Origin of the sequence: Pseudomonas protegens (assembly GCF_003363755.1) — a bacterium.
In the GTDB taxonomy this organism is placed as follows: Bacteria; Pseudomonadota; Gammaproteobacteria; order Pseudomonadales; family Pseudomonadaceae; genus Aquipseudomonas; species Aquipseudomonas danubii.
Genome location: NZ_CP031396.1, coordinates 6,114,454 through 6,137,819 on the forward strand (window position 1 = coordinate 6,114,454; position 23,366 = coordinate 6,137,819).

The following is a 23,366-nucleotide window of genomic DNA, read 5'->3' on the forward strand; positions in this document are numbered from 1 at the left end:
TCGGATTGACTGGCCCGACCCCAGGTCGAGCCAGGCTGCAGATGAGTCAGCGAATGTCCTTGCCAATCCACTGCATCGAGATCTTTTCGTAGCTGCCATCGGCCAGCATGTCGTTCAGCGCCTGCTGCATCGCGGCCTTGAGCTCAGGGTTGTTCTTGCGCAGGGCAATGCCCATGCCTTCAACCCCACCGTCGCTGTCGGGTGGGGTGATGATGCGCACCTTCTGCCCGGTTTCCTTGACGGCCACCAGCACCGGAACGCTGTCCATCACCAGCGCATCGAGGCGCCCGGCGTCCAGGTCGACCAGCATCTCGGGAAGCCCTTTGTAGGTTTTCACCTTCAGGTTGCCCCGCGCCCTGGCCCATTTGTCGTGGGCATCGCCCAGGGTGACGCCCACCTTCACATCCTTAAGGTCATCCAGGCTGTGGATCGGCGAATCCTCTTTCACCACGATGGTGCGGCCGGCGTGGTAGTAGGGGCCGACGAAGTCCACGGCCTTCTGGCGCTCCGGGGTAATGGTCATGGAGGCGATGATGGCGTCATATTTTTTCGCCAGGAGCCCGGCAATGATCCCGTCGAAGGGCGTGGTGACAATGCTGACTTTCACCCCGAGCCGCTGGGCCAGGGCTTCGCTGATGGAGGCGTCGAAGCCGACGATCTGGTTCTGCTCGTTGGCAAAGCTGAAGGGCGAGTACTGCCCGCTCATGGCGATGCGAATCTCTTTGGATGCCTGGATCGATTGCAAGTCATCAGCCTGAGCGGCCGCGGGGGAGAGGAGTGCCGCGGCCGCGACGGTGGATGCAGCAAGCAGACCCTTGAGCGTTCTGGTTAGCATTGGATGGCACCTTTGAAGAATTATTAATTATTGTTGTTTGGGCTCTTCACCCAGGCCTCGGGAAAAGCTTTGCATAGGCCGTTCTGGAAAGCACCCGGCAAGGTGTCCGCCAGCCGGACACATTGCCGGAGTTGGCCGACACTATGTCGGCCAGGCACGCAGGCTGTCACTCGTGCGCCGATCCGGGCGCTCTAGCGCAGGGCCGCCTTGAAGCTGTCGTCCAGCACCTCGAGCAGGAAGTCGGCATTCTTGTGACTGAAAATCATCGACGGGCGCATTTTCAACACGTTGTCATGGGGGCCTTCGGTGCCGATCAGAACGCCACGCTCCCGGGCGCCATCGGCAACCTTTTTCGCCAGTTGCGTGGCCGGAGCCTTGCTCTGGCGATCGGTGACCAGCTCGATCCCGAGAAACAGCCCCAACCCGCGTACATCGCCAATGGCATCGTAGCGTTGCTGCAGTGTGCGAAAGCCGTCGAGCAGGTAATTGCCCACCCTCAGTGCGTTGAGTTTCAGGTTGTCGCGCTCGATCACATCGAGAACGCTGAGCCCCACGGCACATGAAACCGGGCTGCCGGCGAAGGTATTGAAGTACTCCATGCCGTTGTTGAAGCTATCGGCGATCTCGCGGGTGGTCACCACCGCCGACATGGGATGGCCGTTGCCAATGGGCTTGCCCATGGACACCGCATCGGGCACCACGCCCTGGGTTTCAAAGGCCCACCAGTGGCTGCCCACTCGGCCAAAGCCGACCTGAACTTCATCGGCCAGGCACAGCCCGCCCTCGGCGCGAACCATGGCATAGACTTCCTGCAAGTAGTTTTCCGGAAAGAACAGCTGCCCGGCGACACTGGGAATCGACTCCGCCAAAAAGAACGCCGGGGCTCGGCCCTGCCGGCGCATGCTGTCGATCTGCTCGGCAACACTTTGCGCGAAGCGCTTGCCCAGCTCTTCGAATGGCCAGTCATCTGCTGCGCGGTAAACGTCCGGTACGGCCGCCTCGAATACATGCTCTGCACGGCCCTTGCCGGCCTTGCGCTTGTACTTGTAGGGGCTCAGATCAATCAGCTCCTGGGTGGTGCCGTGGTAGGCCCAATCCAGCACGATGGCGTCGTTGCGCCCGGTGTGATTGCGCGCCATGCGCAGCATCAGGCTGTTGGCTTCACTGCCGGAACAGCCGAAGGAGGCGACGGCCAGGCCCTTGGGCAGGGTCGCCGTGAGTCGCTCGGCATACTCGACGATGTTGTCGTGCAGGTAGCGGGTGTTGGTGTTCAGCCGTGAAGCCTGGCGCGAAAGGGCTTGCACCACATCGGGATGGCAGTGGCCGAGGTGGCAGACGTTGTTGAAGCAGTCCAGATAGGCCCGGCCAAAGTTGTCGATCAACCAGACCCCATCACCGCGCACGAACTTGATCGGGTCCGAGTAGGAAATCGACAAGTTGGGCAGCAGCAGTTGCTTACGCTTGGCCACGATCTGCGCTTTGCTCCTGCCTTCCTGGCTATAGGTTTCCGCAGGAATTCCGGCCAGGGTCGAAGCATCCGGGAACAGGTCGGCCCACACCTCAAGATAGGCGCGCTCACCGACGCCGATGAACTCGCTCGCCTTCAACTGGGTGTCGGTGGACATCTGGAAATGCACATGGGGCAGCCAGCCGCCATTTTCCGTGTCCGCGCCCATGTAGCCCACCAGCGCGCCCGCTTCAAGGTGGTCCCCGGGTTTGAGGCGGGTCAGCGCTTCGTGGGCCATGTGCCCCCACAGGGTCAGGAAGGGCGGGCAGCCTTCAGGCGAGTGCTTGAGCATGATCAAACCGCCATAGCCCAGCGGCTCAGGCTCGACCTCGACGCTCTGCACCACACCGGCAAGTGGCGTGTACAGCGGCGTTCCGGCCGGCATGATCAAGTCGACACCCAGGTGCATGATCCGGCGCTGCCCTTCAATGAAGCGCGATTCAAAGGCGCTGTCGGTGTAGATGGTCCTGGCTTCGCCCCAGGGCCCGATGCCCAGCGGCACCTGATGTTCAGCTGAGAAATCGTTCCACCACTGGGTCGCCTCTGCCGGGCGCTGCGCGGCGGAAGCGATGGTCATTTCATGGGCGGCATCGGCGAACGGCACAATGGCCTTGTTCAGGGTTGCCGCCGAAGGATGCACGATGTCCGCGAAGGACTGGCGGTGTTCATCCACCCAGCGGCGAATCGCCCCGGCACCTTCTATCGCGTCGTAACCGCAGGCTTTGCGCAGGATCGCCGTCGCCAGGCGCGGGTTCATGCGATCCATCTTTTCCAGCAGGCGCCAGGCCGGGGCTTCGCTGATGGCCAGGTAGGGGTTGTCCTGGGTCTGCTGGTGGCGCGAGGCTGACAAGGTGACGCTGATCACCAGGCGCATGGCGATCAGATTGAACAGCACGTCCAGCTCTTGCGGCTGCAGCGGGTAGCGCTCATGGAAGCCGCCGGTGAGGGCGGCGGCCGCGCCGATGGGGTCTTGCATGTCGAGAATGGCGTAGGCGCAGGTGATGGCGACTTCGGCAATCAGCACCGTGTGCACCGCATCGCCAAAATCGATGATGCCCGAGACCTGCTGGTGGTTTTGCGGGTTGACGAGGATGTTCCAGTCATTGCCGTCGTTGTGAATGACCTGGGTGCGCAAGCGCGCAAGCTTGGGTTCGACCCGGGTTTCGAAATCATCGATGAAGCGCTGCAGAAGGGCGCGTCTGGCGGGGTCCTTGATGAAGTGCAGGCGGGCGCGGGAACGGGCGGCGTGCCGTAGGTCCCAGTCCAGATCGCGGACCGCGCCGGGATGCATGAAGCCCTGAAGCGCACGGTCCATGTCGGCGAATGATTGACCCAGGCTGCGCATGAGTTCGAAGGTGCGCGGGACCTCGGCCAGCGGAGTACCGTGCAACCAGCTCACCAGGCGCACCGCGTGGGTTTCGCCAGAGGGGGCCACGGCCGAGGCGAGTAAATCGCCGGCCAGGCTTTTCTTCAACTGCGGTACGCCAAGCTCGGGGCTGTGATGGGCCAGATGGCTGAGGATGGCGGTCTGCAGCTGGCTTTCAATGGGCGGTTCGCTGGCGTTGACGACTTTCAGAATCCATCCCGCATCGCTTGCTGTGTTCAACCGGAAGTTGCAGTCTCGCTCGCCGTCCAGAGGCGAAGCCGTAGCGATGACATTGAAAAGCTGCTCAGCCAAGTGTTCGGCATCGCGTGGCGAGAACTGCGGGGCGGGGTGGGAAAGGTCGGTCATGGTAATGGTTTTCCAAGTTATTTTTTTCAGTTAGCTTGGCATGCGAAATCTTCGAGGGCAGTAGGTATGCGGTCGGCTTTGGCCTGCATATTGTCGGAATCGACCGGCACAAACTCGGCAGTCAATGTGAGGAGTTTCAATGCGCGACCTGGACGTGAAAGATCGGGAAATACTCGACATTCTTTCTAAAGAGGCGCGGATCGCCCTGAAGGCCCTGGCCGCGAGAATCGGCTTGTCCAGAAGCGCCACCAGCGAGCGCGTCAGCAACCTTGAGCGCAATGGTGTGATCAGGGGCTACCGGGCGGATATCGGCGAAATCGACGCCAACGTGATTCGCGCCATGTTTCTGGTATGCCTGAAACGCACCCCGGCCATCAGCCTGCTGGACATGCTGGCCCAGCACTCGCAGGTGCGCCGCATCTCTTCGGTCAGTGGCCAGTTGGACCTGGTGATCGAGATCGAATCACGCACCATTGATGACCTGAACCGAGTCCGGGATGCCGTGGCCAGCCACGAATCGGTCGAGGACATCACCACCGCCGTGGTCCTTCGCCGCGATATCGATCGACAGACCTCCTGATCCGCCGCGGCGGCAAGACTTGATGGCGCGTGCCTGCGGGAAATGCCGTCCACCGCTCAGACGCAGCTGCAATCCACGCTTGGCACCTGATCCCGGTGGCCTGTCCGTGAAGGCGGGCCAGGCTCTTTACGGCAATCGCAATGTGCCGTGCTGTACAACTCCCATTCGCAAACCATAAAATGAGAAGCATTATCATTAATGCGAATCTCCCATGCACAACCACAGCCTCTCTTCGCCTGTCGCTCAGCTGTATGCGAACCATCACGGCTGGCTGCGTGGCTGGTTGCATCGGCGCCTGGGGCACAGCGCCGATGCCGAGGATTTGGCCCACGACACCTTTATCCGCGTGCTGCGGTCCCAGGAAGATGTGCGTGAGCTGCGCCAGCCCATGGCGTTTCTGGCCACCATCGCCAATGGCTTGCTGATCAATCGCTGGCGTCGTCAGGCCATCGAGCGGGCTTACCTGGAGGCGCTGGCGGCACGGCCGGTGGGGGAGGAGCCTTCGCCGGAGGAGCGGCATCTGATGATCGAGACCCTGTTGCAGCTGGATTCACTGCTGGTGGGCTTGTCGTCGCGGGTGCGGCAGATTTTCTTTCTGTCCCAGCTCGATGGCTTGACCTACCCGCAGATCGCCGCGCAGTTGGGCCTGACCGTGGCCCAGGTGCAGCGGGCCATGGGCAAGGCGTTCAGCGTCTGCTATGCGAGTCTGTTTGAATGAGTGGCGTCGCGGTCGATCCCCGGGTGCGGGACAGCGCCATTGGTTGGCTGGTGCGGATGCAGTCCGGGCTGATGAGCGCCGCGGACCATCAGGCCTTGCAGCAGTGGCGCGAGGCCAGTGCCGAGCATGAGTACGCCTGGCAGCGGGTCAGCGGTTTGCCGCTGATGTTGCAGCCGGGGGCCCATCTGCTGGCGGATGCCACGGCGCGCCGGGCCTTGCAGGCGGCAGGCGCCGATCCGCAACGGCGGCGCCAGGTGCTCAAGTGCCTGTTGGTGCTGGGACTGCTGGGAGGCGTGTCCTGGCAGGGGGCGGATTCCACCCTGGTGCGTTCAGCCTTGGCCGGTTATCGCACCGGCATCGGTGAGCGGCGGCGTTGGGCCCTGGCGGACGGCGGTTCGCTGTGGCTGAACACCGCCAGTGCGGTGAACCTGGACTTGAGTGCGGGGCCGCGCAGCGTGCAGTTGATCGAGGGCGAGCTGGCCCTGGATACCCCGGCCGGATCGGCCTCCCTGCAACTGCAAACGCCGGATGCGCTGTTGTACAGCCAGGGCGCCCATCTGCTGGTGCGCCATGATCGCCAGGGCACTCAGGTGACCGTGCTGCGCGGGTTGGTACAGGTCAGTGCCCGACAGCCGTCGACCCCGCTGCCCTTGCAGGCTGGCTGGCAAACCCGGGTCGATGGCCGGGGAGTCGGGCGGCCGACTTCCATCGATGTGTTTCTGGCCCAGGCCTGGATGCGCGGCATCCTGCCCGCCGAGCGCATGCGCCTGGATCAATTGCTGGCAGAGCTTTCGCGCTATCGTCCGGGCTTTTTACGTTGCAGCGAAGCGGTTGCCGCTTTGCGGGTGACCGGCAGTTTCCAGCTGGACGACACCGATGCCGCCCTGGCCCTGGTGGCCAATACCCTGCCGGTGCGCATCGAGCGCAGAACCCGTTATTGGGTGACGGTGGTGCCGGCCTGAACGTTTTTTTTTTCACCTGCGCGATAGTTTTTTCGATCTGGCTTGGCCTTCAGGTATTACCCACCGGCACAGGTGGGTTTCGATCCCTAGGAGCCTTGCATGATTTTCCCCGCTCGTGTCTTGCGTACCCATACCTTCGGCCTGCTGTTGCTCAGCCTGCAACCGCTCTACAGCGAGATGGCGCTGGCGGCCGGCGAACGTCACTACAGCATCGGCGCCGGTCCCCTGGACCAGGTGCTGTCGCGGTTTGGCGCCGAGGCGGGGATCAGCCTGGCCGGCAGCGCACTGCTTACGGCGGGCAAGACCAGCCAGGGCCTGCAAGGTGATTTCAATGCCGAAGCGGGCCTCAATCGCCTGCTGGCGGGCACCGGCCTGGGCTACGTGCGCCAGGCCGACGGCGGCTATGCCTTGCGCCTGCGCTCTGATGCGGTGTCGCTGCCGACGCAGAAGATCAAGGGCGAGAACCCTGACGAGGAGGAGGTGTACCGGGCGCCGCGTTCGTCGGTGTACATCTCCGCCGACGACCTGCAGCGCTTTGGCGTGGTGTCGGTGGGCGACGTGCTCAAGGGCCAGCCCGGGGTGCAGGTCGGCGACAGCCGCAATGGCGGCGGCCTGGATGTGAACATTCGCGGCATCCAGGGCCAGAGCCGGGTGGCGGTGACGGTGGACGGTTCGCAACAGGCGCTGGATGTCTATCGCGGTTATGCCGGCACCCAGCAACGCAGCTACATCGACCCGGACATGATCAGCGACATCGCCATCGACAAGGGCCCGAGCCTGACCTCCAGCGCCATTGGCGGCACGGTGAAGATGCGCACCCTCGGCGTCGGCGACATCCTCAAGGACGGTCAGCATGTCGGCCTGCGGCTCAAGGGCGATGTCTGGAACAATGGCGTGGCGCCGGCCCGTCGCGACCCTCATTCGAAGACCGAGGATCTGTACGCGGAGCCGCACCAGAGCCGCGGCGGGCTGTTCGGCTCGGACGCGGAGTCCGGCAGTGCCGCGTTTGCCTACAGCCATGACTTGTTCGATGTGGTGGCGGCCTACGCCCAGCGCAACCAGGGCAACTATTTCGCCGGCAAGAAGGGCCAGGATCGCTACCGCACCTTTGACCGCTACGGCGATGAAGAGACCAGCGTGGCCACCACCTACAATGCCGGGGAAGAGGTGCTGAACTCCTCGTCGAAGACCCAATCGTGGCTGCTCAAGACCACCCTGCGCCCAGCGGACGGCCACAGCTTCGACCTCGGCTACCGGCGCTATGACGGGCGCATCGGCGAGATCATGCCCTCGGACATCTTCCGTTTCGGCACCGGTGGCATCTATCAGTACCCTCTGGGCCACACCCAGATCGACACCTACACCGCACGCTACAACTACCTGCCCGCGGACAATCCGCTGCTGGACCTGACTGCCGACCTGTGGCTGACCGATGCGCAAACCAGCCAGTTGAGCGCCTGGTCGGCACCGGCGTCCCAGGCCTATCGCACGGACCGTTCCTGGGCCCGCCAGGCCAACCGCCGCACGGGCGGCGGTCTGGCCAATACCTCGCGTTTTAGCACCGACTACGGCGACTTGAAGCTGGACCTGGGCGGCTCGTTCCAGCTGGAAGAACTGCGTCCGCAGAAGGGCGTGGTCACCACCCAGGACGACATCAACGCCAACCGCAGCTTGCGCGAAGGCTCGCGGCAGGAGTTCAGCTTCAACGGCAAGCTGGAATACCAGCCGGTGGAGCGCCTGACGCTGTGGGGCGGCGGTCGTTACACCCACTATCGCAGCAAGGACCATGTGGCCAATGCCACGGCGCGCAGAGAGGAACGCGAACACAGGTACGTGACCGTCTCCAGGCCCGGCGACTATGGCTACCTGATGTGGTTCCCGGACCAGAACGGGCGGTACACCGATGCCACCGATCCACGCTTGAACAACGGCATTGTCTTCAACAACACCAACTACCCGTTCGAGGGCACGCCCTATAACCAGTACGGCGCCACCGATACCGAGGTGGGGGATTCGCAAGTGGATCGGGTGGTCACCGGCTACAACTATTCCGGCAAGGACAGCAACAGTGGCGGCGCCTTTGCCCCGGCGTTCGGCATCAATCTCGAGGTGCTGCCGGACACCTTCGTCTATGCCTCCTACACCCAGGGCTTTCGCATGCCTTCGCTGTTCGAAACCGGCTACGGCGTGCAGCAGACCACCCCCGGCAAGGGCCTCAAGCCCGAGCGTTCAAGCAACTGGGAGATCGGCGCCAGCACCTTGCACAAGGGACTGTTGGTGGATGACGATGCGGCGGCGATCAAGCTCGCCTACTTCAACAACAGCATCAAAAACTACATCACCCGCTACTACGACCCGAGCCCGGGCCTGTGGGGCCTGATGCGCTTCAGCAACACCGACAGCTACACCACCCGCGGCCTGGAACTGCAGACCCACTACGATGCCGGGCGGGTGTTTGCCGACCTGTCGTCCACCTACTACCTGAAGACCGAAACCTGCGACGCGGCCTTCGCCGCCACCCTGCGCGCCACCAGCAACCCCTACCGGAAAACCGCCGACACCCCGGACTGCACCCCGGGCAGCTTCATGGGGTCCTACACCAACACCCAGAACCCGCCGCGCTTTGCCGGCAACCTGACCGCTGGCCTGCGCTTCTTCGACCAGAGCCTGACCCTCGGCACGCGGATTACCTACACCTCGGGGCCCACCGTCACCGCCGACAAGCCCTGGCAGACCGGCGCCACCACGCCACAGCTGAACTACCGCGAAGTGGCGCTGGTCGATCTGTTCCTCAACTACAAGCTGCAGGAACACGCCAGCCTCAACGTATCGCTGCAAAACCTCACGGATCGCTACTACCTGGACCCGCTGGCGCAGAGCTTCATGCCGGCGCCGGGGCGCACGCTGCGGGTGGGAATGCAGGCGAAGTTCTGAGGGGCCGGCAGTGGCCTGCCGGTTGCGGTGAGTCAACGCGATGGCCATTCAGAGGGCGCTTTTGCGGCTACAGTTTTCAGTGCCCTGATTGAGAGGAATCCAGATGAACCTTTTGTCTTCTGTATCGCCACCCAAGCCTGTTGCCCTGCTGGGTTATGGCGGTTTGCTGCCGTTTCTCGGGCTGGCGTTGCTGGCCGTGGTTGCGCACGGACAGCGGCTGTTGTGGTGCCAGGCCCTGGTCAGTTACGGGGCGGTGATCCTGAGTTTTGTCGGAGCCCTGCATTGGGGCTTTGCCATGATCGCTCCCGGCATGAACGCGCAGCAGCGTCACACACGCTTTATTTGGAGCATCGTCCCTGCGCTGATGGGCTGGGTCGCCACCTTGCTGCCGCTGTCATGGGGCGGGCTGTTATTGATTGGCGGATTCTTCGCGCACGGGTGGCATGACCGGCAGCTCTCGCAGGTCATGCACCTACCGGCCTGGTACCTGCCGATGCGTTTGCGACTGACCATCGTGGCCAGCGCCTGCCTACTGCTGGGTGTGCTCGTGATGGCCATCGGGGGTTAAGCGCGACGTTCAACTGCCGCCTCCCACCGAAGGGGCGGTGGTTGAAGCAACAGGCATCGCTGAGCAAGGGCGCAAAGGATCATTCGCTGGATCGGCAAAGAGTTACCAGCCCCGGCGAGCGGCGGCTGATATCATTCCGGCACTTAAAAAGCCGGGTAGCCCCACATGAATCGTCGCAAGAAAATCCAGCAGCTATTGAAGGCTCACGCCAAGAAGGCCAGCGCCAAACTGGCTCCGCAAAAAAAGTCCAAGTACATCAGCAAGGCTGACCGGGCGAAGCTGGCCACCGAGGCCAATGACGACGCTGTGGTTGTCACTCAGAGCTGATCCATTTGCTTGAAGCCCGATGGACCGTTATCTGGCCGACTTGCGCGACGCTCTCTTTTCTCGGGCGGAGCACGCCTCTGGCCAGCAGAGGCGCGGCCGGGTCAGTTCTACAGAGGGCAGAGCATGGTCTGTACCTTCGATCGATCTAGATCGAGCCGACCGAGCGCAGGTATTTTCGTGCCTGACGGCCGGTGATCTCTTCTGGCTCAAGGACATACAGCGAGCTCCAAAGCGGCGGTAAACCCAGCTCCTCCATGTAGGAAGTGAAACAGTTGAACGGCTCGGTAGCCATGACCTCGGCAGTGAGCCACAGCGATTCGCACTCTTGGCAAACGTACAGAATCTCCTGCGTTGCCCGCACTTGAACCTTGGTCACTTCGCCTTGTTCGCATTCTGGACAGAGCATTTTTTAGCCCGCAAATATGGGCGCGGAGTCTATCACTGACCAGGGGGCACGCTGCCAGCAACGAAGGTCTGCTTCTGCTCAGAAACCCGCCATGCAGGACGGTGCTTTCGACCCCGTCACGGAGCGGGCCCTCTGTGCACCACATCCCAGGTTTTGGTCGCATAAATTTGAAATGCCCGGCATTGCCCGCCAGAATCGCCCCCCGATCCGGCCCTGGCTGGCGGACGTTCGTGGTGAAAAGGGGCAGCAGTTGAAGCAACAGACATTGTCCATGCGCCTGGCGCGTGTGGCGGCGCATGTGCCTGCCGGTGCGCGGCTGGCCGATATTGGCTCGGATCACGGCTACTTGCCGTTGGCCTTGATCAGCCGCGGCGCCATCGTTGCGGCGGTGGCCGGGGAGGTGGCGTTGACGCCGTTTCGCTCGGCCCAGCGCGCGGTGCGCGAGAGCGGCATGGAGCAGCAGATCGACGTGCGCCTGGCCAACGGTCTGGCCGCGATCGAACCGACAGACGGGATCACCGCGATCAGCCTCTGTGGCATGGGCGGCGAGACCATCCGTGACATCCTCGACGGCGGCCAGGCGCGCTTGAGCGGTGAGGAGCGTCTGATCCTGCAGCCCAACGGCGGCGAGCAGCCGTTGCGCCAATGGCTGATGGAGCATGACTACCAGATCCTCGCCGAGGAAGTGCTGCGAGAGAACCGCTTCGACTACGAAATCATCGTCGCCGAGCGCGTCGGGCCGGTGCAGTACAGTGCCCGGGAGCTGTACTTTGGCCCGCTGCAGATGCAGGCCCGCAGCCCGGCGTTCCTGGCCAAGTGGCAGCGCCTGCTGCGGCTGAAGCAGCGCACCCTGGCCAATTTCACTCAAGCCCAGGCCGTGCCCGAGGACAAGGTGCAAGAGGTCGTCCGCCAGACGCAATGGATCAGCGAATTGCTGGCTTGAGCCGGCGCTTCAAGTGGGCCGCAATGTCCGGGCCCCAGCGAGAGGGCACGGGGATCGAGCTCTCAGATCGAACGCTGGTTGACCCGGGCCATGAGTTGCTCGGCGCTTTCCTTGCGCTCCGAGTAGCGATCCACCAGGAACGCTTGCTGGTCCCGTAGTACAAGGGTGAACTTCACCAGCTCCTCCATCACGTCGACGACTCGGTCGTAGTAGGCCGAGGGTTTCATCCGCCCCGACTCGTCAAATTCCAGGTAGGCCTTCGGCACCGAGGATTGATTGGGGATGGTGAACATGCGCATCCAGCGGCCCAGCACCCGCAGCTGATTGACCACGTTGAACGACTGCGAGCCGCCGCACACTTGCATCACCGCCAGGGTCTTGCCCTGGGTCGGGCGCACGGCACCGAGCTCCAGGGGAATCCAGTCGATCTGTGCCTTGAACACCGCCGACATCGCGCCGTGGCGTTCCGGCGAGCACCAGACCTGACCTTCGGACCATTGCACCAGGTCCCGCAGTTGTTGAACCTTGGGATGGTCCACGGGAGCGTCGTCGGGCAGGGGCAATCCGGACGGATCGAAGATCCGGGTTTCGGCACCCAAGTGCTGCAGCAGGCGCGCGGCTTCTTCGACCAGCAGGCGGCTGAACGAGCGCTCCCGGGTCGAGCCGTACAGCAGCAGGATGCGCGGTTTGTGCTCGGGCCTGGCGTGCTTGCCATCGAGCAGGGAGAGGTCGAGGTTGGGCAGGTGTTCTGACAGGTGTTCTGACATGTAGCCTCCGGCTCAGAGTGTGCCGATACGGTTCAACTCGTGCTGCAGTTGCTCACGGTTGAGGTGGTTGAAAGGCAGGCCCAGGAAGGCCCGGCAACGTAGCTCGATGTGCGCCAGGGTGGCGCGGAAGGCGGCGTCGACGCAGGCTTCGTCACCCCGGACGTCGGAGGGATCTTCCAGGTTCCAGTGGGCCTTGAGTGCGGGGCCGAAGTACACCGGGCAGGCCTCGCCCGCCGCCTTGTCGCAGACGGTAATCACGATGTCGGGCGGGTTGTCGGCGAAGGCGTCGTTGCCCTTGCTGTACAGGCCGGCGGTGGCGATACCGGCCTGCTCCAGGGTGGCCAGGCTGCGGGGCAGCACCTGGCCCCTGGGGAAACTGCCGGAACTCAGGGCCTGGAAACCCTGGGGTGCCAGGTGGTTGAACAGGGCTTCGCAGAGGATGCTGCGGCAACTATTGGCTGTGCACATGAACAGGACTCGCATGGGGTATTCCTTGCGCTGTGGGCGGATGTCAAAGGCTCAAGACTCACGGGGTTGCGTTATCAGCAGCAGGCGGCGCGGACCGGGCGTCCCTCCATGTGCTGCAGGCGCAAGGCGTTGTCGCGCAGCCAGTCGCTGTTGGCCCGGAAGGTCACTTGCAGGATTTCCCCGACCCAGGCCGGCAGCTGCGGGTTGAGGCGGTAATAGACCCATTGCCCCTGGCGCCGGTCGAGCAGCAGGCCGCTGCTGCGCAATTGGGCGAGATGACGGCTGATCTTTGGCTGGCTGTCGTCGAGGGCGCACATCAACTCGCAGACACACAGCTCACCCTGGTTGGCGATCAGCAGGGTGGCGCGGGCGCGGGTTTCGTCGGCAAGACTCTTGAATACGTCGGCAGGCGTCATCATGGTGCTGGCTTGAATATATGGAAAATCGAATATACGGAAATCCATATGTTTCATGCAAGCCACGGGAGTAGCAAAGCCCGCACTTGCCATTTGCCAGCATCTTGTCGGTGCCGAAAGCCTGCCTTTATGATCGTCGCGTCATGCACGACGCCGCCGACGCAGTCCGCGGTTTTCTACAGGCTCACAGGGACGTTCAAGCGATGAAAATCACGATCAAGGCCGGTTCGCTCATGCAAGGCTGCTTGGGCAAAGGCCTGGCAGGCCTGCTGTTGTCCACCTTCACCCTGGCAGCGCCAGCGCTGGTCCAGGCCAAGGACGCACCGATCCCCCCTGGCGCGGTGCTGGCGGTGATGCAGAACGTCGAGGTGCCCGACCAGGATGAGGAAGTGGAACTCCAGGACGGCGTCACCGCGACCTTCTGGTACGGCCAGGAGCTGGACTTGGACGGCAAGCACTACTACGCCACCTTTGTCTGGCACACCCGGGATAGCGCGGCCCGCCAGGGCGAGGACTTTGCCGCGCCCGAGGTCCAGGTCCGGCTGGCGGATGCGACCTTCGAACTCACCCACCCGGGCCAGACGCCGGCCTATTCCATCCGCAGCATCGAACGCAAGATCGGTTTCTTCGGCGGCCGGGAAAAGCCCGAGGAAGTGGACAGCAAGCGCCAGGCCGTGCAGCACCGCACCGCCGATGGCCGGCTGTTGCTGGCAGTGCCCACCGCCACGTTCGACGACGGCGTGGTGACCAAGGGCTACACGATGTTGCTGTTCAACCCGAACAAGAAGCCGGAAGACGATGGCTGGGTCTGGTCCTATCTGGGGCAGGTGCGCACCGGCGAGGACAACTCCGCCGCTTGTGACGAGGGCGCGGTAATGCCCTGTATCGGCAGCGACGGCGAGTTGAATTTTGTTGCCGGCCAGGGGCCGTTGCCGCAGGTGCAGGTCAAGGTCAGCGGCACCACCTTCCAGGGCCCGGGTAAAATCCGCTCGCTGGCCGCGGCCGATGACCTGACCTACGTCTACGACAGCAAGACCCAGCAGTACACCAGCCAGGAACTGGCGGTGCGGCAGCCATGAATCCGCCGTCGGCATGAGCCGCCGCAGGGCCTCGGCGCGGGGCGTGCCCAGGCCTTTGCTCCGCCGGGGACTGCACCGGCGGCAGACGCCGATGCTGACGGTCGAACCCGTGTTGCACAGGGGCGCGCGCAGTCAGCGCGCCCGGTGGCGCCGCTGCGGTCATGGGGCGCTGTGCTGCTTGAGCCAGCGGCGCAAGCGTCCGCGGGCGTTGGCGTAGGGCGCGGCGGTGTTGAGCTGGATCATCCGGCCCAGGGTCCACTTTGCGTACCAGGGGCATTGATAGAGCGCGGCATTGTCACGCTGCCGGATCAGGCTGACGATTCGTTGCTTGGCCGCGTCGAGGCGTTGGCGCTTTTGCGGGTAGGCCATGGCGGCATAGTCGCGGTAGAACTTCTGCGCGAGCGGGCCCAGCTGGTTCCACTTGAAGCCGACAGCCGGAAAGGCCATGGGCAGGCCGGCCAGGTCCTTTTCCAGCCAGTCCAGTACCCGCTCGTTCCAGCCCAGCAGGTAGGCCACCAGCTCGGAGACACTGATCTGCGTGCCCTTGACGTGGCCTTCCAGGCTGCGTTCGTCGACCCGCGCCGGGGGCACTTGATCCAGCACCTGGCTCAAGGCATTGAAGTGGCTGTCGATGGCCTTGAGCAGTTGTTCCTTGTCCTGGGGAATCGCCATGATCGTTGTTCCTGTGCGGCGAAAGCCCGGAGTGTGCCAGCGATTGGCCGCTGCTGCCTGCGCTGCATCAACGCCTGCCAGGATGGGCCCCGGCATCGGGTATGCTGGCGGTCGATGAGCCTGAGCAGAGGCACGCAACATGACTCGCCCGCAGTTGCTGGAAATCGATGTACGCGACCTGGTCACGGCCCGTGAGCTGCACCTGGCCTTGCGCGATGCCTTGGGCTTGCCCCAGTGGTATGGCTGCAACTGGGATGCCTTCTGGGATGCCATTTCCGGGCTGGTGGAGATGCCGCTGCAGTTGCGCATCAGCGGCTGGCACAGCCTCTCCCGACGCTTGCCGGACGATGCGCGGCTGATGGAACAATGCCTGCGGCGCCTGCAGACCCAGTACCCGGCATGGGCTGCGCAACTGCAGTTCGATTGAGGCGCAATGCAAAAAGCCGCGCCCGGGCGATTTACTAATGCCGCGCAATCCTCTATAAATTTTCCCCTCGGCGCCGACCTTTGCGGCGCCACCGGGTGATAACAGGAGGATGCTATGTCACCGTTAAACGTGTAACCGCAACGCTTTGCCCCATCGCCACACCCTCGCTTGAACACCTCGAAACACGCTGGTCCCAGCGCTGGCTGGAAGAGGGCACCTACGCCTTCGATCGCAGTGCCACCCGGGACGCGGTCTACTCCATCGACACACCGCCACCCACGGCCTCGGGCTCGTTGCACGTCGGCCATGTGTTCAGCTACACCCACACCGACATCATCGCGCGCTTTCAACGCATGCGCGGCAAGGCCGTGTTCTATCCCATGGGCTGGGACGACAACGGCTTGCCCACCGAACGCCGGGTCGAGAACTACTACGGCGTGCGCTGCGATCCCCAGGCGCCTTACCAGCCGCAGTTGCAGCCACCGGCCCGGGTCGCCGAGCGCCGCGCCGACTATGCGCCGGTCAGCCGGCGCAACTTTGTCGAGCTGTGCCACCGCTTGACCGCCGTCGACGAGCAGGCCTTTCGCCGCTTGTTCATGCAACTGGGCCTGTCGGTGGACTGGGGCCTGACCTACGCCACCATCGATGAGCGTGCGCAGCGGGTCAGTCAGCGCGCCTTGCTGCGCAACTACCGGCGCGGCGAGCTCTACAGCCAGCAGGCTCCCTGCCTGTGGGACCTGACCTTCCAGACCGCCGTGGCCCAGGCCGAGCTGGAGGAGCGGGAGGTGGCGGGGGCGTATCACGACCTGCGGTTCCAGGGCATCGAAGGTGAGGATTTATGCATTGCCACCACCCGCCCCGAATTGCTCGCGGCCTGCGTGGCGCTGGTGGCGCATCCGGATGACCCGCGTTACCAGGGACGCTTCGGCCAATACCTGCGTTCGCCGTTGTTCGAGGTCGAGGTGCCGTTGCTGGCCCACGCCCTGGCCGATCCGCAGAAGGGCAGCGGGCTAGCGATGGTCTGTACCTTTGGCGATCTGACCGATGTGCTCTGGTGGCGCGAGCTGCAGTTGCCCACCCGCTCGATCATCGAGCCGGACGGTCGGCTGCTGGCCCAGCCACCCGATTGGCTGAGCACGCCGGGCGCGCGTCAGGCCTATGAGACCCTGGCGGGGTGCAGTTTGCCCCAGGCCCGCAAGTTGATACTGCCGATGTTGCGTGAATGTGGCGCTTTGCTTGGCGAACCGCGGCCGATCCGTCACGCGGTGAAGTTCTTCGAGAAGGGCGACCAGCCTCTGGAGATTGTCGCCACGCGCCAATGGTACTTGCGCAACGGTGGGCGCAGCGCTGAGCTGCGCCAGCAGTTGCTCGGCCGCGGCCAGTCCCTGGAGTGGCATCCGCCGTTCATGCGCAGTCGTTACGAGCACTGGGTCGGCGCCCTCAATGGCGACTGGCTGATCAGCCGGCAGCGGGTGTTCGGCGTGCCGATTCCGTTCTGGTATCCCCTGGATGCCCAGGGCGTAGCGGACTACGCCAGGCCGATCCTGGCGGACGAAACCTCACTGCCGGTGGATCCGACCCTGGACACGCCAGCGGGCTACCGCCCCGAGCAACGCGGCCAGCCCCATGGCTTTATCGGCGAGCGCGACATCATGGACACCTGGGCCACCAGTTCCCTGACCCCGCAGATCGCCGCCGGCTGGGAGGAGGACGAGGATCTGTTTCAGCGCGTCTACCCCATGGACCTGCGCCCCCAGGGCCACGACATCATCCGTACCTGGCTGTTTTCGACCCTGGTGCGCAGCCACTTCGAGGCGGCCGCGGTGCCCTGGAAGCATGTGGCGCTGTCGGGCTGGATCCTCGATCCGGACCGCAAGAAGATGTCCAAGTCCCGGGGCAATGTGGTCACGTCCCAGGGCTTGCTGGAGCAATACGGCAGCGATGCCGTGCGCTATTGGGCGGCCCTCGGGCGCCCGGGCAGCGACACCGCCTTCGAAGAGCAGCAGATGAAGATCGGCCGGCGCCTGGCGCTGAAGTTGTTCAACCTGTCGAAGCTGGTATTCGGCGTGCCGGGCGACCCGCAGGGGCCGGTCGAGCAGCGGCTGGACCAGGCCATGCTGCAACGCCTGGGAGCGGTCACCGCCGCCGCCGAGGCGGCGCTGGAGGGCTACGACTACAGCAGCGCGCTGATCGGCATCGAGGGCTTCTTCTGGTGGTTCTGCGATGACTATGTCGAGCTGGTCAAACGCCGCGCCTATCGCCCCGAGGGCCACTCGGCGCGCAACGCCCTGGCGGCGGCCTTGAGTGTGCTGCAACGCTTGTTCGCGCCGTTTCTGCCCTTTGTCTGTGAGGAGGTCTGGCGTTGCTGGCAGCCGGGTTCGGTGCACCGGGCCCCGTGGCCCGAGGCGCAGGTGGCCGAGGACTATGTCGAGCCGTTGCTGGAGGCGGTCAGTGCCGCGCTGGCGGCCATTCGCAAGGCCAAGTCCGATGCCCGGCAGTCGATGAAGGCCGCAGTGGCGCGCATTGAGCTGGTGCAGCACGCGCCGCTGCTGGAGTCCCTGCAATGCGCCCGACAGGACCTGATCGAGGCGGGGCAGGTGGCCAGCCTGGTGTTCATCGAAGGCGCGCAGCCTCAGGTGCGGGTCTGGTTGCAGGATTGACCTGCTCCACCTCGGCGCCCCCATGAAGCGTCAGCTGCGTGGGGGCGCCCCGGCAGGATGAATCTTGTCGTGATCTGAGCGGCAAGCGGTTTATGCTTCCCGGGCGCAGTAGGTCGCAGCCCATGGAGAAGCCGGTGAGCATCAAAGACAGTCCCGAGGATTATCAGGACCTGAAGCGGGCGGTCAGCCTGCTGGAATCCCCTTCATTGACCGCGCGCCTGTCCGGCCTGCTCGGCTCGCCGATTGAAAGCGCGGTCAAGGCCTTGCCCAATTGGGTGTCCGCAAAGATCAACGGCGCGGTGGTGGCTGCGCTGCATACCTCGGCCGATGCCGCGCTGTGGAGCCTGGAGAACACTCCGAAAAAACAGGCCTCGACGCTCTTGCACAAAGTCTATGCCGCCACTTCCGGCGCGGTGGGCGGCGCTTTCGGGTTTGCCGCGCTGTTCGTCGAGCTGCCCATTTCCACCACCATCATGATGCGCTCGGTGGCCGATGTGGCCCGCAGCGAAGGCTTCGACCTGGAGGACTTCGCCACCAAGCAGGCGTGCATCGAAGTGTTCGCCATGGGTGGCAACAGCCAGGCCGACGACGCCACCGAGACCGGCTATTACATCACCCGCAGCTTCACCACCCAGGCCATGCAGCAATTGTCCAAGGAGCTGGCGGCCATTGCCGCCAGGCAAGGCGCCGGGGCGGCCGGCAGGCTGTCGCCGGGGCAGGTGGGCAAGTGGCTGGCGCTGTTGATCGAGAAGGTCGCCAGCCGTTACGGCGTGACCATTTCCAGCAAGTTCGCGGCCCAGGCGGTGCCGGTGATCGGCGCCGTTACCGGCGCCACTATCAATGCGCTGTTCACCGATTTCTACCAGGACATGGCCCGCGGGCACTTCATCGTCAAGCGCCTGGAGCACAAGTACGGCTTTGAGCAGATCAAGGGCGAGTATGCACTCATCCTGGGCAAGCGCTTGGCAGGCTAGGGCGGGTGTCGATATGAGCGACTTTCCGGTTATCCGTACCCCACGCCTGATCCTCAGGGAACTGTGCCCGGCCGATGTGCCGGCGTTGTTCGCGATTCACAGCGATGCCGAGGCCATGCAGTGGTTCGGCACCGATCCAATGACTGATTGCCAGCAGGCCGAGCAATTGCTGACGCTGTTCGCCGGATGGCGGAGCTTGCCCAACCCGGGCGTTCGCTGGGGCATCGAGCGCCAGTCCGAACCCGGTCTGCTGGGCACCTGTGGCCTGTTCAAATGGAACCGCCAGTGGCGTAGCTGCGCCATCGGCTTCGAACTGGCAAAACCGGCACAAGGGCAGGGGCTGATGAGCGAGGCGTTGCACGCCGCGGTGGGCTGGGGCTTCGAGCAGATGGCGCTGAACCGTATCGAGGCCCAGGTGCACCCGCAGAACCTGGCGAGCCTCAGGTTGCTGGAGCGGCTGGGGTTTGTCCGCGAAGGGCTTTCACGGCAGGCGGGGTATTGGCTGGGAGCTCATCATGATCTGGTGCAGTACGGCTTGTTGAGGGCCGATTGGTCCAGCCCGGCGCCGCTCGCCGCGCATGTTGTGTAACTGCGTGGCGTGACAATCAAGCCGGTGCTGGCACCTTCAGCGGTGCCCCGGCGTCGCTACATCGCTGTCCTCGACGGGCTCCAGGTGGTGGTAGGAGGGAAAGACCTTCCGCTGGCTGATCTGCAAGCCTGTTGGTGGTGCGAGCCCTTGGGTTTTACTGGAGCCCCAGGTCCGACGTTCGCCGCAATAGGTATGCACCACTTCCGAGCTGTCCCAGAACAAGCGCTCCAGCAGGGCTTCGTATTCGGCCAACCACGAATCCTCGAAGTCATAACTGCCTTTGGGGGCGCAGGCGAAGTGCAGCATATGCCCGTAGTAGCAATGCCCCCGGCTGTTGGGCAGGAGGCTGAAAAGCGCCCTGGTGATCTGCGCCCCGGTCACTGGCAGGCTGTGCAGAACCGCGCGATTGTGCGCTTCGGCGGCCGGCGAAGGGTCAAGGCAGTGGATGTATCCGTACAGGTTGCCGCTCATGGGGTCAGTGGCCTCTGTTGTCGGTGGGTTGGCGGCATCCGTTGTCGCGGGCCAGCCGATTGATCGCTTGCACCCCCGCGCGCATCTTTTCCACGGCGGAGGCATTGGCCGAGTGGATATGAATCTGCGGCGGACAGAACCCCTGCAGCGCCACCGCCTCTTCGATCCACAGGATCACGTCGTAACCGGTGCCGCGCGCGTCATCTCCGAGGTCGTGGTCGAGGCTGATCTGTTCGACGCCGCCGGCTTCGAGCAGCGCGATGACTTCGTCCGGCCAGTAGGTGCGAATCCAGCCGGGCGGGGTCTGGCGTTCGTCGTCGAGGTAGATTTTCATGGGCCTGTTTACTCATTCAAATGCAGTTCAAGCATCGGCGTCGTTCGCGATGACATGATCGCGTCGGTCAACGCCTGCTCATTGCAACCTGCGCCGGAGCGCTAGCAGGAGCGTGGCAGCGTGGCAGAACTGTTCGTCCAGAGGAACCGCGCCGGCTGTTTCAGGCGCCAAGGTGATCGTGCTGGGCACGCCTTGGTCGCAGAGTTGCCGTTGAGCCTGCAACAGGACTCGGCGGCTGCCTGTAAGCCAAGGCTTGTTCTGTTCTGACAGCAGTGCAATGACCTGCGGATAGGTGCAGGCCAGTTTTTGTCGCAGATTGCTCATTGCGGTTTTGTCGTGGCGATCGAATGCAGGAGTCAGTACATAAAAGTTGCCCATCGCAGCGCCCTGATCGTACTTGTCTTGCAGGTAGTCATCCACGTGGGTGGCACTACCGATGGCATCGACCACTCCAGTCTGCACGTTGACCAGATGCGCGTTTATGCCGATATAGCAACTCGACTCTACGCCGTGCTGCACATAATCCGCGCTGTTGCAGCGGATCACCCAGTAAGCCCCCTGGGGACAGAGCTCGCAGGACTGAATGACAAAACGCTCGGGCTTTCCATCGTTGATCATGCCGTCATGCATGGCGAGCACCAGGGCACAGGCTTGTTGGGCTGAAAGCATCGCTGGGGGCTTTACGTTGAGGGGGCGGATGAATTTTCGACCCGTTGTATAACCCGATAGTGCGCAAGAAGCCATTACCTCGCTCAAGGTGGCGCAGGTTTTTTCCAGCAGTGGATTAGTCCGCCGCAGTTGTGTAGAAACGCTCCATTATTCAATCCGGCACCCGCTGCCAACCCAGGTGGACCCCAATGCGGCCCAATGCCGAACTCCGATTGTTTGCACTGCCGGCATGCGCCGGCCTGGTCTATGCCGCGACCAAGGGCCTGATCAAGGGCTGGAATGGTACGCAGCTGTTTTCCGGGTTTCTGTTTGGCAGCGTGATTGCCATGGTCCTGGGCATTCCCCTGTTGCTGTGGATGGACCGGCGCTGGCCGCAAGCCAGGACGCGCTACCTGTGGCTCGGCCTGATCCTGAGTCTGGTCGCTACCTTGCTGGTGCGCACCTCGTGGACGCAGTTGTTGCTGTTGCCGCTGGCCGGCGGGTTGCTCCTGGGCGGTCTGTACAGCCTGCTGATCCGCGGTATCGAGCAACTGTCGGTGCCGCTTCATGGGCGGGCGCGGCAAGGGTGGCGGGTTCTGGCCGTGCCGCTGTCAGGGGCGCTGACCCTGGGCGGGGTGGCGGTGACGCTCTATCCGAAGGGGGAGCAAAGCCTGGCGGTTTTCTCGCTCGGGGCGCTGATCGGCGCGTGGCTCTCGATGCTGGTCAGCTGGCCGATGCTATGGCTGGTGGACCGTTTCCTCGCCACCGGCTGGCGCCATGTAATCGGTGGCGGGCTCAGTGGCCTGTTGATCTGGCTGCTGTCCGGGGCCCCGGGATTGTTCGCCGGATCACTGAAGGGGGCCTCGGGGCTGGACTACTGGGTCCCCTTGTTCAACCGGGGGATCTTTCCGTTCCTGCTGCTCGGGCTGCTGTCCGGGGTGCTGTTCTCGCTGCTCAACGGCATGGGCCCGCGGCGCCCCGTGGCCGCTGGCGAGTAATCCGCCGGCGCAGCGCCATTGACCCTCTTTATGCAAGGATCTGCTCGATGAACCTCAGCCCCATCACCCATGTCAGCTTCGACGCCGAAATGCTCTGCCTCGGCTGGGCCGATGGCCTGCACCTGCGGCAGCCGTTGAGTCGCTACCGATTCCTGCAAGAGGCCACGCCCGAGCAGCGGGTGGACTTTCAGATCGAGCACCGAGGGCGTCGGGTGTCCTGGCCGCAGTTGGGAGAGTCGGGTGTCAGCGTCGAGGCCATCGATTGGGTCTGGGAGCACCTGTGCAATGAGTCCATGGCGCGCTTGCAGGTCGTGGAGTGGCAGCTCGACCGGTTGCCGGCGGACGATCAAGCCATCGTCGCGCTCTGGCGCCTGGAGGCGGACGGTTACAACGGCGGCTTCCTGCAGTTCTTCTGCAATTGGGGCGAGCAGACCTGTGAGCTGGCGCTGGACACCCTGGCGGCCATCGGTGCGCGCAACACCCGCAGGCTGGTCAGCCGCCAGCGGCAGTTGCTCGGACCTCTTGAACATCACCCGCCACTGCAGCGGTTGTGGGACCTTCCCGAGCTGCTAAGCGACGAGCAGCATGAGTTGATCAGCGGCGAGCTGGACGAGCAGCTGTGGTCGGCGATGGAGGAGGTGCCGGCGTTGGCGGTGAAGTATTTTTACCTTGGTTGATGCTCGCTGCGCTGTGTTCTAATGCCGCGCCTCGTACCGGCAAATGGACTTTATCCCGTGTCTGAACCCCGTATTCGCGCGCTCGCGCTGTGTGTCTTCCACCACCAGGGCAAGATCCTGGTCAATCAGTTCGTTGATGCCGACACGCAACAGACGCTGTTCCGGCCGCTGGGCGGCGGTATCGATTTCGGTGAGCACAGTGCCCGGGCGATTGTCCGTGAGGTGCAGGAGGAATTGGGACAGTCGATCAACAACCTGCGCCTGATTGGCACCCTGGAAAGCCTGTTCACGTTCGCCGGCAAACCCGGCCATGAAATCGTCCAGGTCTACGACGCCCGCTTCGACGATCCGAGGGTTTACCAGCGCGCCCATCTCGATGCCCGGGAAAGCGACGGCGCCCCGTTCGTTGCCCGCTGGCATGACAGCCGCAGCTTTAGCGAAGGCTCGCCGCTGGTTCCCCAGGGGCTGGGCGAGTTGCTGAAGAACGCCGGGTTGCTCGACTGAGCAAAAACAGGCTCGCTTGCCCCGTGGCGCCTGCTCCTGGCCTGGCACCACGAAACACCTCGCAATGCATCCCCGGGCTGATCGGCCACGGCCTATGTCATTCGGCAGATGTGCACGTTTACCTGCTTCTCGATACTCAAGCCTCCCTGGCACAGCCCGCCGTGATCACG

The 23,366-nt window shown here is 63.8% G+C and carries 25 protein-coding genes; 15 read left to right on the top strand and 10 right to left on the bottom strand.

Annotated elements, in window-relative coordinates:
* Positions 1-46: 46 nt before the first annotated feature.
* Positions 47-835: an ABC transporter substrate-binding protein gene (locus DWF74_RS27735; protein ID WP_102864223.1), complete on the bottom strand. Its 789-nt coding sequence runs from the start codon at positions 833-835 to the stop codon at positions 47-49.
* A gap of 191 nt (positions 836-1,026) precedes the next feature.
* Positions 1,027-4,074, bottom strand: coding sequence for an aminotransferase class III-fold pyridoxal phosphate-dependent enzyme (locus tag DWF74_RS27740; protein WP_115582147.1), 3,048 nt, complete (start codon positions 4,072-4,074; stop codon positions 1,027-1,029).
* A 139-nt stretch (positions 4,075-4,213) separates the two neighbouring features.
* Between DWF74_RS27740 and DWF74_RS27745 the strand changes: the two genes are divergently transcribed.
* From DWF74_RS27745 to DWF74_RS27770, 6 genes are all read left to right on the top strand, one after another.
* Positions 4,214-4,654 (top strand): Lrp/AsnC family transcriptional regulator, encoded by a 441-nt coding sequence (locus DWF74_RS27745; protein WP_102864225.1) that lies wholly within the window; start codon positions 4,214-4,216, stop codon positions 4,652-4,654.
* A gap of 211 nt (positions 4,655-4,865) precedes the next feature.
* Entirely contained in the window at positions 4,866-5,372 is a 507-nt protein-coding gene (locus DWF74_RS27750; RefSeq protein ID WP_110595868.1) for a sigma-70 family RNA polymerase sigma factor, read from the top strand.
* Entirely contained in the window at positions 5,369-6,334 is a 966-nt protein-coding gene (locus DWF74_RS27755) for a FecR domain-containing protein (RefSeq protein WP_102864227.1), read from the top strand. Before DWF74_RS27750 ends, DWF74_RS27755 begins: the two co-directional genes overlap by 4 nt.
* Positions 6,335-6,433: 99 nt before the next feature.
* On the top strand, positions 6,434-9,268 hold the full coding sequence (locus DWF74_RS27760; RefSeq protein ID WP_115582148.1) for a TonB-dependent receptor: 2,835 nt from the start codon (positions 6,434-6,436) through the stop codon (positions 9,266-9,268).
* Positions 9,269-9,371: 103 nt separating this feature from the next.
* Positions 9,372-9,836, top strand: a complete 465-nt coding sequence (locus DWF74_RS27765) for a DUF3429 domain-containing protein (protein WP_102864229.1) — start codon at positions 9,372-9,374, stop codon at positions 9,834-9,836.
* A 165-nt stretch (positions 9,837-10,001) separates the two neighbouring features.
* Entirely contained in the window at positions 10,002-10,163 is a 162-nt protein-coding gene (locus DWF74_RS27770; protein WP_115582149.1) for a DUF2986 domain-containing protein, read from the top strand.
* Between the two features lie 145 nt (positions 10,164-10,308).
* Here DWF74_RS27770 and DWF74_RS27775 read toward each other — a convergent pair whose 3' ends face one another.
* Positions 10,309-10,539, bottom strand: coding sequence for a hypothetical protein (locus DWF74_RS27775; RefSeq protein ID WP_162884045.1), 231 nt, complete (start codon positions 10,537-10,539; stop codon positions 10,309-10,311).
* Between the two features lie 280 nt (positions 10,540-10,819).
* Between DWF74_RS27775 and DWF74_RS27780 the strand changes: the two genes are divergently transcribed.
* Positions 10,820-11,512, top strand: coding sequence for a tRNA (adenine(22)-N(1))-methyltransferase (locus DWF74_RS27780; RefSeq protein WP_277989245.1), 693 nt, complete (start codon positions 10,820-10,822; stop codon positions 11,510-11,512).
* Between the two features lie 62 nt (positions 11,513-11,574).
* On the opposite strand, the gene arsH is transcribed toward DWF74_RS27780, so the two are convergent.
* Genes arsH through DWF74_RS27795 form a run of 3 tightly spaced genes read right to left on the bottom strand, consistent with a single transcriptional unit; the run spans position 11,575 to position 13,166 of the window.
* Positions 11,575-12,267, bottom strand: coding sequence for an arsenical resistance protein ArsH (gene arsH / locus DWF74_RS27785; protein ID WP_102864577.1), 693 nt, complete (start codon positions 12,265-12,267; stop codon positions 11,575-11,577).
* Between the two features lie 24 nt (positions 12,268-12,291).
* The gene (locus tag DWF74_RS27790) at positions 12,292-12,762 is read right to left on the bottom strand and encodes an arsenate reductase ArsC (protein ID WP_102864233.1); all 471 of its coding nucleotides are present in this window, start codon (positions 12,760-12,762) and stop codon (positions 12,292-12,294) included.
* 59 nt (positions 12,763-12,821) lie between these two features.
* Positions 12,822-13,166, bottom strand: a complete 345-nt coding sequence (locus tag DWF74_RS27795; protein WP_102864578.1) for a metalloregulator ArsR/SmtB family transcription factor — start codon at positions 13,164-13,166, stop codon at positions 12,822-12,824.
* Between the two features lie 200 nt (positions 13,167-13,366).
* Between DWF74_RS27795 and DWF74_RS27800 the strand changes: the two genes are divergently transcribed.
* A complete protein-coding gene (locus DWF74_RS27800) occupies positions 13,367-14,242 on the top strand; it encodes a hypothetical protein (protein WP_115582151.1) in 876 nt (291 codons plus the stop codon).
* A 159-nt stretch (positions 14,243-14,401) separates the two neighbouring features.
* Here DWF74_RS27800 and DWF74_RS27805 read toward each other — a convergent pair whose 3' ends face one another.
* On the bottom strand, positions 14,402-14,914 hold the full coding sequence (locus DWF74_RS27805; protein ID WP_102864235.1) for a ClbS/DfsB family four-helix bundle protein: 513 nt from the start codon (positions 14,912-14,914) through the stop codon (positions 14,402-14,404).
* A 139-nt stretch (positions 14,915-15,053) separates the two neighbouring features.
* On the opposite strand from DWF74_RS27805, the gene DWF74_RS27810 reads away from it, so the two are divergent.
* The 4 genes from DWF74_RS27810 to DWF74_RS27825 all read left to right on the top strand — a co-directional run bounded on the left by DWF74_RS27810 (position 15,054) and on the right by DWF74_RS27825 (position 19,564).
* Entirely contained in the window at positions 15,054-15,341 is a 288-nt protein-coding gene (locus tag DWF74_RS27810) for a barstar family protein (RefSeq protein ID WP_060838708.1), read from the top strand.
* Positions 15,342-15,436: 95 nt separating this feature from the next.
* Positions 15,437-18,001, top strand: a complete 2,565-nt coding sequence (gene valS / locus DWF74_RS27815; RefSeq protein ID WP_205413469.1) for a valine--tRNA ligase — start codon at positions 15,437-15,439, stop codon at positions 17,999-18,001.
* 122 nt (positions 18,002-18,123) lie between these two features.
* Positions 18,124-18,975 carry an EcsC family protein gene (locus tag DWF74_RS27820; RefSeq protein ID WP_102864236.1) on the top strand — a complete coding sequence of 284 codons (852 nt, stop codon included), beginning with the start codon at positions 18,124-18,126 and terminating at the stop codon, positions 18,973-18,975.
* Positions 18,976-18,988: 13 nt separating this feature from the next.
* Positions 18,989-19,564, top strand: a complete 576-nt coding sequence (locus tag DWF74_RS27825; protein WP_115582152.1) for a GNAT family N-acetyltransferase — start codon at positions 18,989-18,991, stop codon at positions 19,562-19,564.
* Positions 19,565-19,600: 36 nt separating this feature from the next.
* On the opposite strand, the gene DWF74_RS27830 is transcribed toward DWF74_RS27825, so the two are convergent.
* From DWF74_RS27830 to DWF74_RS27840, 3 genes are all read right to left on the bottom strand, one after another.
* Entirely contained in the window at positions 19,601-20,035 is a 435-nt protein-coding gene (locus DWF74_RS27830; protein ID WP_115582153.1) for a hypothetical protein, read from the bottom strand.
* A 4-nt stretch (positions 20,036-20,039) separates the two neighbouring features.
* Positions 20,040-20,369 carry a cyclic-phosphate processing receiver domain-containing protein gene (locus DWF74_RS27835; RefSeq protein WP_060843215.1) on the bottom strand — a complete coding sequence of 110 codons (330 nt, stop codon included), beginning with the start codon at positions 20,367-20,369 and terminating at the stop codon, positions 20,040-20,042.
* Positions 20,370-20,447: 78 nt separating this feature from the next.
* Positions 20,448-20,999 carry a hypothetical protein gene (locus tag DWF74_RS27840; RefSeq protein ID WP_240321973.1) on the bottom strand — a complete coding sequence of 184 codons (552 nt, stop codon included), beginning with the start codon at positions 20,997-20,999 and terminating at the stop codon, positions 20,448-20,450.
* 227 nt (positions 21,000-21,226) lie between these two features.
* Here DWF74_RS27840 and DWF74_RS27845 point away from each other — a divergent pair, with 227 nt between their 5' ends.
* The 3 genes from DWF74_RS27845 to DWF74_RS27855 are packed head-to-tail and all read left to right on the top strand — an operon-like array spanning position 21,227 to position 23,196.
* The gene (locus tag DWF74_RS27845) at positions 21,227-22,015 is read left to right on the top strand and encodes a hypothetical protein (RefSeq protein ID WP_115582155.1); all 789 of its coding nucleotides are present in this window, start codon (positions 21,227-21,229) and stop codon (positions 22,013-22,015) included.
* A gap of 47 nt (positions 22,016-22,062) precedes the next feature.
* Positions 22,063-22,692, top strand: a complete 630-nt coding sequence (locus DWF74_RS27850) for a DMP19 family protein (RefSeq protein WP_115582156.1) — start codon at positions 22,063-22,065, stop codon at positions 22,690-22,692.
* A gap of 57 nt (positions 22,693-22,749) precedes the next feature.
* Positions 22,750-23,196, top strand: a complete 447-nt coding sequence (locus tag DWF74_RS27855; protein WP_173664407.1) for an NUDIX hydrolase — start codon at positions 22,750-22,752, stop codon at positions 23,194-23,196.
* The last annotated feature ends 170 nt before the right edge of the window (positions 23,197-23,366 follow it).

What these genes read in the sequence shown, in the direction of transcription:
- DWF74_RS27755 (WP_102864227.1), top strand. Translation starts at nt 5,369, where the DNA reads ATGAGTGGCGTCGCGGTCGATCCCCGGGTGCGGGACAGCGCCATTGGT.
- DWF74_RS27820 (WP_102864236.1), top strand. Translation starts at nt 18,124, where the DNA reads ATGGAGAAGCCGGTGAGCATCAAAGACAGTCCCGAGGATTATCAGGAC.
- DWF74_RS27825 (WP_115582152.1), top strand. Translation starts at nt 18,989, where the DNA reads ATGAGCGACTTTCCGGTTATCCGTACCCCACGCCTGATCCTCAGGGAA.
- DWF74_RS27790 (WP_102864233.1), bottom strand. Translation starts at nt 12,762, where the DNA reads ATGCGAGTCCTGTTCATGTGCACAGCCAATAGTTGCCGCAGCATCCTC.
- DWF74_RS27765 (WP_102864229.1), top strand. Translation starts at nt 9,372, where the DNA reads ATGAACCTTTTGTCTTCTGTATCGCCACCCAAGCCTGTTGCCCTGCTG.
- DWF74_RS27800 (WP_115582151.1), top strand. Translation starts at nt 13,367, where the DNA reads ATGAAAATCACGATCAAGGCCGGTTCGCTCATGCAAGGCTGCTTGGGC.
- DWF74_RS27760 (WP_115582148.1), top strand. Translation starts at nt 6,434, where the DNA reads ATGATTTTCCCCGCTCGTGTCTTGCGTACCCATACCTTCGGCCTGCTG.
- DWF74_RS27750 (WP_110595868.1), top strand. Translation starts at nt 4,866, where the DNA reads ATGCACAACCACAGCCTCTCTTCGCCTGTCGCTCAGCTGTATGCGAAC.
- DWF74_RS27805 (WP_102864235.1), bottom strand. Translation starts at nt 14,914, where the DNA reads ATGGCGATTCCCCAGGACAAGGAACAACTGCTCAAGGCCATCGACAGC.
- DWF74_RS27850 (WP_115582156.1), top strand. Translation starts at nt 22,063, where the DNA reads ATGAACCTCAGCCCCATCACCCATGTCAGCTTCGACGCCGAAATGCTC.
- DWF74_RS27740 (WP_115582147.1), bottom strand. Translation starts at nt 4,074, where the DNA reads ATGACCGACCTTTCCCACCCCGCCCCGCAGTTCTCGCCACGCGATGCC.
- DWF74_RS27735 (WP_102864223.1), bottom strand. Translation starts at nt 835, where the DNA reads ATGCTAACCAGAACGCTCAAGGGTCTGCTTGCTGCATCCACCGTCGCG.
- DWF74_RS27745 (WP_102864225.1), top strand. Translation starts at nt 4,214, where the DNA reads ATGCGCGACCTGGACGTGAAAGATCGGGAAATACTCGACATTCTTTCT.
- DWF74_RS27770 (WP_115582149.1), top strand. Translation starts at nt 10,002, where the DNA reads ATGAATCGTCGCAAGAAAATCCAGCAGCTATTGAAGGCTCACGCCAAG.
- DWF74_RS27840 (WP_240321973.1), bottom strand. Translation starts at nt 20,999, where the DNA reads ATGCATGACGGCATGATCAACGATGGAAAGCCCGAGCGTTTTGTCATT.
- DWF74_RS27830 (WP_115582153.1), bottom strand. Translation starts at nt 20,035, where the DNA reads ATGAGCGGCAACCTGTACGGATACATCCACTGCCTTGACCCTTCGCCG.
- DWF74_RS27795 (WP_102864578.1), bottom strand. Translation starts at nt 13,166, where the DNA reads ATGATGACGCCTGCCGACGTATTCAAGAGTCTTGCCGACGAAACCCGC.
- DWF74_RS27835 (WP_060843215.1), bottom strand. Translation starts at nt 20,369, where the DNA reads ATGAAAATCTACCTCGACGACGAACGCCAGACCCCGCCCGGCTGGATT.
- DWF74_RS27810 (WP_060838708.1), top strand. Translation starts at nt 15,054, where the DNA reads ATGACTCGCCCGCAGTTGCTGGAAATCGATGTACGCGACCTGGTCACG.
- DWF74_RS27845 (WP_115582155.1), top strand. Translation starts at nt 21,227, where the DNA reads ATGCGGCCCAATGCCGAACTCCGATTGTTTGCACTGCCGGCATGCGCC.